The sequence below is a fragment of the Streptomyces sp. ALB3 genome, assembly GCF_044385685.1.
In the GTDB taxonomy this organism is placed as follows: domain Bacteria; phylum Actinomycetota; class Actinomycetes; order Streptomycetales; family Streptomycetaceae; genus Streptomyces.
The window spans coordinates 115,829-125,193 of record NZ_JBISCE010000025.1 but is presented as its reverse complement, the minus strand read 5'-3'; the positions used below and the strand labels follow the sequence as shown (position 1 = coordinate 125,193).

Annotated in this window: 9 protein-coding genes and 1 pseudogene; 5 read left to right on the top strand and 5 right to left on the bottom strand. The window is 72.5% G+C overall.

Going from position 1 to position 9,365, the window contains the following annotated elements; all coding sequences use genetic code 11:
• Positions 1-96: 96 nt before the first annotated feature.
• Complete coding sequence (locus ACHFIV_RS11860; protein ID WP_398966686.1) at positions 97-828, bottom strand: FadR/GntR family transcriptional regulator; 732 nt, start codon at positions 826-828, stop codon at positions 97-99.
• Positions 829-910: 82 nt separating this feature from the next.
• Positions 911-1,222, bottom strand: a complete 312-nt coding sequence (locus tag ACHFIV_RS11855; RefSeq protein ID WP_398966684.1) for a hypothetical protein — start codon at positions 1,220-1,222, stop codon at positions 911-913.
• A 214-nt stretch (positions 1,223-1,436) separates the two neighbouring features.
• Between ACHFIV_RS11855 and ACHFIV_RS11850 the strand changes: the two genes are divergently transcribed.
• The 3 genes from ACHFIV_RS11850 to ACHFIV_RS11840 all read left to right on the top strand — a co-directional run bounded on the left by ACHFIV_RS11850 (position 1,437) and on the right by ACHFIV_RS11840 (position 4,226).
• Positions 1,437-2,390, top strand: coding sequence for a sensor histidine kinase (locus tag ACHFIV_RS11850; protein WP_398966681.1), 954 nt, complete (start codon positions 1,437-1,439; stop codon positions 2,388-2,390).
• Between the two features lie 3 nt (positions 2,391-2,393).
• Positions 2,394-3,065 carry a response regulator gene (locus ACHFIV_RS11845; RefSeq protein WP_398966678.1) on the top strand — a complete coding sequence of 224 codons (672 nt, stop codon included), beginning with the start codon at positions 2,394-2,396 and terminating at the stop codon, positions 3,063-3,065.
• A gap of 270 nt (positions 3,066-3,335) precedes the next feature.
• Complete coding sequence (locus ACHFIV_RS11840) at positions 3,336-4,226, top strand: DUF2510 domain-containing protein (RefSeq protein WP_398966675.1); 891 nt, start codon at positions 3,336-3,338, stop codon at positions 4,224-4,226.
• Between the two features lie 795 nt (positions 4,227-5,021).
• On the opposite strand, the pseudogene ACHFIV_RS11835 reads toward ACHFIV_RS11840, so the two are convergent.
• A pseudogene (locus ACHFIV_RS11835) lies at positions 5,022-5,975 on the bottom strand (MerR family transcriptional regulator); the annotation flags it as partial.
• Positions 5,976-6,119: 144 nt separating this feature from the next.
• On the opposite strand from ACHFIV_RS11835, the gene ACHFIV_RS11830 reads away from it, so the two are divergent.
• Together ACHFIV_RS11830 and ACHFIV_RS11825 are read left to right on the top strand one after the other, a co-directional pair.
• The gene (locus ACHFIV_RS11830) at positions 6,120-6,722 is read left to right on the top strand and encodes an RNA polymerase sigma factor (protein WP_398966673.1); all 603 of its coding nucleotides are present in this window, start codon (positions 6,120-6,122) and stop codon (positions 6,720-6,722) included.
• A gap of 124 nt (positions 6,723-6,846) precedes the next feature.
• Complete coding sequence (locus tag ACHFIV_RS11825) at positions 6,847-8,031, top strand: spore photoproduct lyase family protein (RefSeq protein ID WP_398966670.1); 1,185 nt, start codon at positions 6,847-6,849, stop codon at positions 8,029-8,031.
• Positions 8,032-8,062: 31 nt separating this feature from the next.
• Here the strand turns inward: ACHFIV_RS11825 and ACHFIV_RS11820 are convergent, their stop codons facing one another.
• Both ACHFIV_RS11820 and ACHFIV_RS11815 read right to left on the bottom strand, forming a co-directional pair.
• Positions 8,063-8,647 carry a fasciclin domain-containing protein gene (locus ACHFIV_RS11820; protein ID WP_398966667.1) on the bottom strand — a complete coding sequence of 195 codons (585 nt, stop codon included), beginning with the start codon at positions 8,645-8,647 and terminating at the stop codon, positions 8,063-8,065.
• Positions 8,648-8,790: 143 nt separating this feature from the next.
• A complete protein-coding gene (locus ACHFIV_RS11815) occupies positions 8,791-9,297 on the bottom strand; it encodes a nucleoside deaminase (protein ID WP_398966700.1) in 507 nt (168 codons plus the stop codon).
• Positions 9,298-9,365 lie beyond the last annotated feature (68 nt).

Sequence of the window (9,365 nt, the reverse complement as noted above, 5' to 3'; positions counted from 1 at the left end):
AAGGGCCGGGGAGGCCGGGGGGGGCCCCCCGCACAGGGGGGGGGGAGGGTGCGCGCGCCCTTCCCCCGCCCCCGTTCGCCGGCGGACGCCCGGCTGCTAGCGAGTCTCGTTCTCGTCGACCAGCGTGCCGTGCAGTCCCCGGATGTGCTCCTCGACCAGGTCCGCCGCCTCGCCACCACGGCCCTCGCGCACCAGCCGCAGCAGTCGCGCGTGCTGGGAGTTGAGGGCCCCCGCCGTCGCCGGCCAGTCCTCGGCCTCCTCCAGGGCCCGCAGGATCAGCGGGCGCACGGACTCCCGCACCGCCGAAGTGAGCGTGGAGGTGAGTGCGTTGCCGGAACTTCCGGCGATCAGCACGTGGAAGCGGGTGTCGAGGTCGTTGAACTCGGCGACACCGACATCCGGCTCACCCATCCGGCGGACGAGCTCCCCCGCGGCCTCGAGGTCCTCGGCCCGGGCGTGCCGGGCGGCGGCCTCCCAGCTGGACCGTTCGAGGACGACCCGCGCCTCCAGCACGTCGTGCAGGCCGTAGCTGCCCAGCGCGAAGTGCAGCCGCAGCAGGCGGCCGAGCGCGTCGTCCGGGTTGCGCACGATACGGGCCCCGGAGTCCGGGCCGCGGCCGGGCTGGGCGACCAGGACACCGATGGTCTCCAGCACCCTGAGCGCCTCGCGCAGGGCGGACCGGCTGACGCCGAGCACCGGTGCGAGTTCCCGCTCGGGCGGGAGACGGTCGCCCGCCCTGAGTTCTCCCGCGAAGACCCGTTCCTCGATGCTCTGGAGCACGAGTTCATGGGTCCGGGACTGCCGTACGGGCTGCCACTCGACCGGCATCCGCTACTCCCTGTTCCGGGCGATACGCATGCTCCGACTATGTCACACAGGGCGTGTGGTCGGACCAAAGCCGCACGGCGGCTCATCGGGTTCCCGGCACGCCACCCCGCCCCCTGCTCCGCTGCGGGTCCAGGAGCTGCCCCGACATCCCGGCCACCACGAGGCCGGCGGCGAGGAGCAGGCCGTGACCGATGACGATGCCGACCACGAGGCCGACGAGGCCGAGTGTGAGCCACAGCCAGGCGTGACGGCCGGGGTGCCGTCCACGCACGGCTTCCCGTGCCGGGCGGTCGGCGCGTCCGGGGCCGGTCTGTTCCGGGCCTCCCACGCGTCCGGGGTCGTCGGTGCGGAGCCCGTCCCGGCTCGCGCGCGGCTTCTCGTCGTGGTGGGGCATGGATGACTCCCTCCAGGATCGGCGTCCGTCGGGCAGGTATCCATCGTCCGGGGGCGCGGGTATCCGCGACCATCGGGGCTGACACCCATCTTCGAGGGGGCCGGCCATGCAGACACGGCCACGAGGGGCCGGGCACGGCCTCGCGCCGCATCCGACCGGCGATAGTGGGGGTAGTCGCCCGCCCGTGCACGTGTCCGAAGGAGGCCGCGCGGCCTTGTCCCTGTTCTGGCGCATCTTCCTGCTCAACGCCGCGGTGCTGGTCGCCGCCGGAGCGCTGCTGCTGCTCGGCCCGATCACCGTGTCCGCCCCGGTGGTCCTGACCGAGGCCCTGATCCTGGCCGGCGGCATGGCCCTGATGCTCGGAGCGAACGCGCTGCTCCTGCGTCTGGGACTCGCGCCGTTGCAACGGGTCACCCGGGCGATGACCACCACCGATCTGCTGAGCCCGCGGCCGCGCCCTGAGGTGGCCGGAGAGGGCGAGGTCGCCGCCCTGATCGAGACGTTCAACAGCATGCTCGACCGTCTGGAGGCGGAGCGCGCGACCAGCAGCGCCCGGGCCATCTGGGCGCAGGAGGCCGAGCGCCGCCGGGTCGCCCAGGAACTGCACGACGAGGTGGGCCAGACCCTGACCGCGGTCCTCCTGGAACTGAAGCGGGTCACCGGTCACGCGCCGGAACCGCTGCGCGGGGAACTCGCCCAGGTACAGGAGATCACCCGGGGCAGCCTCGACGAGATCCGCCGGATCGCGCGACGGCTGCGCCCCGGGGTGCTGGACGAGCTGGGGCTGGTCAGCGCGCTGACGGCCCTGACCACCGAGACACCGGCACCGGCGGGGCTGACGGTCCGACGGCAGATGGACAAGGATCTGCCCCCGCTCGGCGAGGAGGCGGAACTCGTCGTCTACCGCATCGCCCAGGAAGCCGTCACCAACACCGTCCGGCACGCGGGGGCCACGTCGCTGGAACTCTCCCTGCGCCGAAGCCCTCACGGGGTGGAGCTGCGCGTCCGTGACGACGGCCGGGGCATCGGGGACGCCCCCGAGGGTGCCGGCCTGCGCGGAATGCGTGAACGCGCCCTGCTCGTCGGCGCCACACTCACCCTGGATACCGTCGCGACGGGCGGCACCGACGTGCGCCTCGACCTGCCCGTACGGAACGGAAGCGCCTGAACCATGCCCCCTTCCCCCACCGGGTCCGGGAAGACCCGCATCCTCCTCGCCGATGACCACGCCCTGGTCCGCCGCGGCGTACGGCTGATCCTCGACGGCGAACCGGACCTCGAGGTCGTCGCCGAGGCCGGCGACGGCGCCGAGGCCATCGAGAGGGCGCGGGCGGAACGGCCCGACCTGGCCGTCCTCGACATCGCCATGCCACGCCTCACGGGTCTCCAGGCGGCCCGCGAACTGTCGCGGGTCATGCCGGAGCTGCGCATCCTGATGCTCACGATGTACGACAACGAGCAGTACTTCTTCGAGGCGCTCAAGGCGGGCGCCTCGGGCTTCGTGCTGAAGTCCGTCGCCGACCGGGATCTGGTCGAGGCGTGCCGTGCGGCCATGCGCGACGAGCCCTTCCTCTACCCGGGCGCCGTCACCGCACTCATCCGCAACTACCTCGACCGGGTCCGGGACGGCGGCGACGTGCCCGACCGTGCGATCACCGAACGCGAGGAGGAGATCCTCAAACTGGTCGCCGAGGGTCACTCGTCGAAGGAGATCGCCGGCATGCTGGTGATCAGCGTCAAGACGGTCGAGCGGCACCGGGCGAACCTGCTGCAGAAGCTGGGACTCCGTGACCGCCTGGAACTCACCCGGTACGCGATCCGCGCCGGACTGATCGAGCCGTAGGAGTCCTTGCCGCAGTGCCGGCGACGGACACCGGTCAGGCTCCTCGCCGGGTCCGCCGACCGCTGCCATGGGCTCCCGGTGGTGGCCGGGCGACGAACGAGGCCCGGCGGACGAGGTGTTCGAACGGCACGGCCGGTGCGACGTCCTGAGCGCCGTGGGGAGCGCGCGGAGCGCGACGCACACACGCGGGGCGCTCGGCCCGGGGGCGGTCACGGCCCCTCGCGCCATGCGTTTCATACGATTCTCACCGAGTGCGCCTACGGTACTGTCGTGACCCAGACGACCCCGCCCGGCTGGCATCCAGACCCCGGGCACTCAGGAATCGGCCCCCTTCAGGAACGCTGGTGGGACGGGGCCCGCTGGACCGACCAGCTCCGGATACCTCCCGCGACGGTCCGGCGCCGTCGCATACGCGTCGGCGCGGGCATCGCCGCCGCTGTCGTCCTGCTCGCGGCCGTCGGTGGCGGCGCGTACATACTGGGCGACAGTTCGGACGACCGCGCCGACTCCTCCGCCACAGCCCCGGCGCCCTCCCAGAGCCCCCGCCTCCCAGGTGCCCCTGGCGACGGCGGGCAGGACGGTGGCGAAGGCCGGAACCCCGGTCAGCAGATGCCGCAGACGGAGGAGGGGTACGCCACCGACGCGGCGAGCGGCATCAGCATCCCCGTACCCGACGGCTGGACGGGGCAGTCCGGGCCGATCGGCGCGGGAGTGACCACCGGCGAGTACGCCTGCCCCGGCGACGAGTCCCAGACGTGTGTGCGCGGCGGGGTGTTCTCCGCTCCGGCCCAGGCGCTGAAGGTGGAGGCGACCACGGCGAAGGCCGCCGCCGAGGCCGACATCAGGGCCAACGCCGAGGAGTCGTACGGCGAGAAGATCTACGGCGGCATCACCTCGCACGAGGAACTCAGGTCCGAGGCGGTCACGGTCGCCGGACAGAAGGGCTACCTGGTGCGCTGGAAGGTGGTGACGAAGAACGGCGACGACGGGTACGTCGAGTCGCTGGCGTTCCCCTCCCCCAACGTCAAGAGCATGCTGGTGGTCGTCCGCTCCGGCTTCGACATCAACGCCGAGGCGCCGAAGCTCTCGGTCCTGGACGACATCACCAAGGGCATCAAGCAGGCGGAGGGAGTCGGCTCCGGCTCCGGCAAGACCGCCTGAGGGCCCCGGCCCCTCCCGGGGCCGTACCGACACCTCCCGGTACGGCCCCCGCTCGCACGGGTCACGGCACCCGCCGGGACGGGGCGGAGCCCCCGCGCGGCGCGCGGGGGCTCAAGGCACCGGCCGGGGCTCCGCGACGCGGACGGCGCCGGGCGCGCGCCGGCTTCCCCGTCACCCGGGGTCGACGTTCCACGCCTCGGGCAGAGCGCTGTCGCAGAACACGCAGACGAAGTCACCCTCACGCACGATGTTGTGCTCCTGGCAGGCGGGACAGCGCCGGAACACCACCTCGTGCGTGAAGCGGTTGGGGCCTTCGAGCCCTGCTCGCTCCAGCGCGCGGGCGACCGCCGGCCAGGAGCTGACGTCGGGGCAGTAACCGGTCGACTGATTGCTGATCTCACTCACGAGCCACCTGCCCCCCTCGCGGGCGAAACCGATCTCGCCGGCGCCCAGGACCGGTTCGCCACCGGCACAGACCACATGCTCACTCCGCCGCGCCGCGAGCCGCAGGAGCCCGTCCGTACCCACCACGAAGGTGAACGGCTCGGCCGTCTCCGCAGCGGTTCGCCGCGCCATCCAGCTGTCGAAGCCGGCTGCCGAACCGATCCGTACGCCGCCGCTCCCGGGTGTGACCGCGGCCTTCAGCTCGGCCGGACCCACATACCGGTAACCACCGACCCGTGTCCCCATGGGTTCCAGCCTGGCACAGCACCGGTTCGGGAGAGGACGAGGGCCAGCTAAGGGCTGCCCACGCGGGGCACGCCCAGCCGCGACGGGCGCTCCCCCGGAGGCTTCCACCACCGCGCTCAGTGCGGTGACGGCCTCGGCGAGGCCCGACGGGTGCCGCAGGCCCGGCACCGTCCTTCCCGCCCACCCCGGGCCGAGGGTCAGCACCACCGGGCGCGTGCGGGCTCCGCGCATCCCCCACTCCATGGCGGCCACATGGCGGGCCAGCGGCCGGCTGGCAGTCGTGCGGGACTGGGCCCACAGCCCGACCGCCGCCGGCCCGGTCCTGTGCACCGCCTCGACGAGCGCCTCGGCGGGCAGGGCGGCGCCGAACATCCGGATCGGCATGCCGCGCTGGGCCAGGGCGGAAGCGAGGACCTCGAGTGGCAGAGTGTGCCTCTCGCCGGGCACACACGCCAGCAGGGTCGTGGCGTCCGACGGCCCGGCCGGGACCGGCGGGGCGGACCTGCGCAGGGCTCCGACCACGTGCCAGGACAGGAGGTGCTCGACCTCCGCGTACTTCTCGCCCGTGTTCTCCCACTTACGGCCGACCGCCTGCATCGTGGGCATGATCACCTCCGTCCAGGCGGCCATCAGTCCGTGGTCGGCGATCACGGTGGCCAGCAGTTCGTCGAGGGCGCCGGGGTCCAGCCGGAGAGCGGCGCGGGCCAGCCCTCTGCACGTCCGGCGCACGTCCTCCGGCCGGAGTCCGCTGCCTGCGCCCGGAGCCCGGGCGGGGGATCGTTGCGGTGCACGCTCCGCGTCCGGGGCGGCCTGTTCCCGGGCCAGTCTGGCCGCCTCCGAGGGCGGAAGGCCCGTCGAGGTCAGTGCGCACATGCGCTCCAGCGTCGCGAGGTCCGCCGGCGTCCACCTGCGGTGCCTGCCGCCCGCGTGGTGGCGGGGGCCGAGACCGTAGCGGCGGTCCCACGAGCGCACCGTTGTCGGGGCCACCCCGAGCCGCCTGGCGACCTCGCCGGTGGTCAGACCGCCGCCCTGCCGTCGGGGGCCGTCGGTGAGAGCCACGTCTTCACCATACGACGCACGATCGAGGCGTGTTGCCCGCCCCGGTCACGCCTTCGAGACTGACGTGTGGGAGCTGCGCGAACCCCCCGGGCGGAAGACCGCCCCCGCGTCACCCACAGCCCGCTCCGGCAGGAGAACGAGACGATGTACTCGAGCAACCGCCCAGACGGTCACACTGCCCCGCCCGCCAGGACCACCGCCACCGACGAAGACCTGGCCCAGGGCTTCGCGGCTGCCGACGAACGCGCCTTCGCGGCCGCCTACGCACGCTGGCGCCCCCTCGTCCACACGCTGGCGCGCCGCTCGCTCGGCGACGCGCAGGAGGCGGAGGACGTCACACAGCAGGTCTTCCTCGCCGTGTGGCTCGGGCGCGCCGGATTCCGGCCCGAACGCGGGCCCCTCGGCGGATGGATCGTGGGCATCGCCCGCCGTAAGATCTACGACGCGCTCGCGGCCAGGGCCCGGCGCGCGCGGCTCGTCGAAGCCGCCGCCCGCACGCTCGCCGTCGCCCCACCGCGCAGGACGGAGTCTCCACCCGAGGCGGCCCTCGACCGCGTACTGCTCACCGGGGAGCTGACCGGGCTTCCCGGCCCCCAGGGACAGGTCCTGCGGATGGCCTTCTACGAGGACCTCACCCAGGTGCAGATCGCGGAGCGTACGGGCATCCCGCTCGGCACGGTGAAGAGCCATGCCCGCCGTGGCCTGCACCTGCTGCGCCACCGGATCGGGGCGGACGCCGCGCTGTGAGGGCCGGCGCACGGTGAGCCCGCGCGCCTACCGGCCCGGACTTCCGTGGACCTTGGTGCGCGCACGCACCCGTCGCGCTTCTCGTACCGTGGGGAGTGACGTCACGGAGACCGGAGCGGAAGCCATGCACACCCCCCAGTTCCCAGGTGAAGCCGAACCGGTCCAGGACGGGCTCTTCGGCCTCGCCGACCTGAGCGGCCGTCCCGAGGAGCCAGGGCCCGCGGGTCCTCTCTTCCGCGACTCGGACCAGGCGCGCCGGATGCTGTCGGTACGCGAGATCCACGCCGAGCCGGCCGCCGCCGCCTCAGCGCGGGGCCGGGAGGTCCTCGCACGGTTCCCCGACGCCGACGTCCTCCCGGTCGAGTCCCATTGGCGTATCCCGGAGCTGCACGGCAACAGAGGGAACGCCGAACGCTGGGTGCGGCTCAAGAGCACGGTCCTGGTGCTCGGGGAGAAGAAGACCCTCACCGTCCGGGCCAACGGCCGGTCCGCGGACTGGATCGCCCCGGGGGCCGCCAACGGCTGCGCCATGGCCTGCGCCTACTGCTACGTGCCGCGCCGCAAGGGTTACGCTAACCCCGTCACCGTCTTCACCAACATCGACGGCATCATCGCCCGGCTGGCCCGGCACATCGCCGGCCAGGGCCCCAAGAGCGAGCCGAACCAGTGCGACCCTCAGGCGTGGGTCTATGACATCGGGGAGAACAACGACTGTTCCGTGGACGCGTTGATCAGTGAGAACACCGCTGACCTGGTGCGTGCCTTCTCCGGGTGGCGCACGGCCAAGGCGTCGTTCGCGACCAAGTTCGTCAATCCGGATCTCCTCGCTCTCCAGCCGCGCGGGCGCACCCGGATCCGGTTCTCCCTGATGCCACCGGAGGATTCGCGGCTGCTGGACATCCGCACCAGTCCTGTCGGGGAGCGCATCGAGGCCGCGGCGGACTTCGTCGAGGCGGGGTACGAGGTCCACTTCAACCTCTCCCCCGTGGTCATCCGCCCCGGATGGGAGCAGGCCTGGCGCATGCTGCTCCAGCAGATGGACGATGTGCTGCCGGACGCCGTCAAGGAGCAGGCGGCGGCCGAAGTGATCATGCTGACGCACAACGAGGACCTGCACGACGTCAACATGGCGTGGCACCCGCGTGCCGAGGACATCATCTGGCGTCCGGAGCTCCAGCAGGCGAAGCTGTCCGGGAACGGCAGCTGGAACGTGCGCTACCGCGACGCCACCAAGGCCGCGGCGGTGGAGACCGTGCGCGGTCTGGTGCGCGCGCACGCCCCCTGGCTGCCGATCCGGTACGCGTTCTGACCCCGCGCGCGCCGTGGGGTCGCCCGGCGCGTCAGGACGGAGGCATCAGCACCGTGTCGACGAGCTGGACCGTCGCGTTCTTCGTCTCGAGGTCACCGCACACGATCTTCGCCGAGTTGTTCACCTCGAAGTTCTCCCCGGACCCCGATGTCGTGAGCCGGCCGCCCTGGAGTGTCTCGAACGTGCCGTCGGGCAGCTGGTCGACGGTCACCTTCTCACCGACCACGTGATAGGTGAGGAGGTCCTTCAGCTGTTCCTTGTCGTTGAGGATCTTGTCGAGGTCGGCCTGAGGGATCTTCTCGAAGGCAGCGTCGGTGGGTGCGAACACAGTGATGTTCTCGGCGCTGTTCAGGGTGTCGGCCAGGCCTGCCTTCTGCACGGCGCTGACCAGGGTCGAGAGTTCCGGATTGTTGGAAGCCGCGGTCGCGACCGGATCGTCGGCCATGCCGGCGGCACTCCCCTCGCCACTGGTCGGCAACGCCGAGCAGGCGGGCCCGAAGGGCTCCGCCGCGGGGCCCGCCTGCGCGGCGGGGGCGGCGGCGACGAGAGCGAGGGGTACGAGGAACGCACCGGCTCCGGCGAGTGCGACACCTTTGATGCGGCGGTTGATGGTCATGACCTTCACCTTTGCTGGGAGGGGCGGCGGGCCTTGATCCGGCCGCCACACCAGGTACTTCGGACTCGACCCGCCCCTCGGATGACGTTTTCCGCACATCGGCGCGGATTCTCCGGGACGGCCCGCGTGGCAGCACAGCCGTGTCAGGGCCGGGGGCCGGTCTGCGCGTGGAAGGCGCGGTGCATGGCCCTCAGACGGTCGGCGAAGGCGGGGATCGGCCCCTGGACGTCGGCACCGGGCACGATCTCCTGGATCGGCAGGGGCCGCACGGGTGGCGGAGCGACGTCGAGTTCGGTCAGCCACTGCGCCAGCTGAGCGCCCGCATGGGCGTACACGATGCGTCCGAGGCCCGCCCAGCCGTGCGCCGCCGCGCACATGGGGCAGTGCTCCCCCGATGTGTAGACGACGGCCGATGATCGTTCGACCGCGCTCAGGTGCCCCGCGGCCCAACGGGCGAGTTCCAGCTCGGGATGGCGGGTGTCGTCCTCCTGGGTGCAGACCAGGTTGCGGGCCTCCCGAAGGATCATCCCCTGGGCACTGACGAGGAGGGAGCCGAATGGCTCGTCCCCGGCCCGCAGGGCTTCCCCTGCCAGTTCCACGGCCCGCTCCGCGCATCTCATGTCGGCGTCGCTCAGCTGCGCGTTCAGCATGTTCACCTGTCGCTCCTCACGGGGCTGCACCCACCGGTCCGGGGTCCGGACCCGGCGCCCCGGACCAG

Excerpts from the sequence above, each read along its gene's own strand:
- ACHFIV_RS11860 (WP_398966686.1), bottom strand. The coding sequence starts at position 828 with ATGCCGGTCGAGTGGCAGCCCGTACGGCAGTCCCGGACCCATGAACTC.
- ACHFIV_RS11855 (WP_398966684.1), bottom strand. The coding sequence starts at position 1,222 with ATGCCCCACCACGACGAGAAGCCGCGCGCGAGCCGGGACGGGCTCCGC.
- ACHFIV_RS11845 (WP_398966678.1), top strand. The coding sequence starts at position 2,394 with ATGCCCCCTTCCCCCACCGGGTCCGGGAAGACCCGCATCCTCCTCGCC.
- ACHFIV_RS11830 (WP_398966673.1), top strand. The coding sequence starts at position 6,120 with ATGTACTCGAGCAACCGCCCAGACGGTCACACTGCCCCGCCCGCCAGG.
- ACHFIV_RS11825 (WP_398966670.1), top strand. The coding sequence starts at position 6,847 with ATGCACACCCCCCAGTTCCCAGGTGAAGCCGAACCGGTCCAGGACGGG.
- ACHFIV_RS11820 (WP_398966667.1), bottom strand. The coding sequence starts at position 8,647 with ATGACCATCAACCGCCGCATCAAAGGTGTCGCACTCGCCGGAGCCGGT.
- ACHFIV_RS11815 (WP_398966700.1), bottom strand. The coding sequence starts at position 9,297 with ATGCTGAACGCGCAGCTGAGCGACGCCGACATGAGATGCGCGGAGCGG.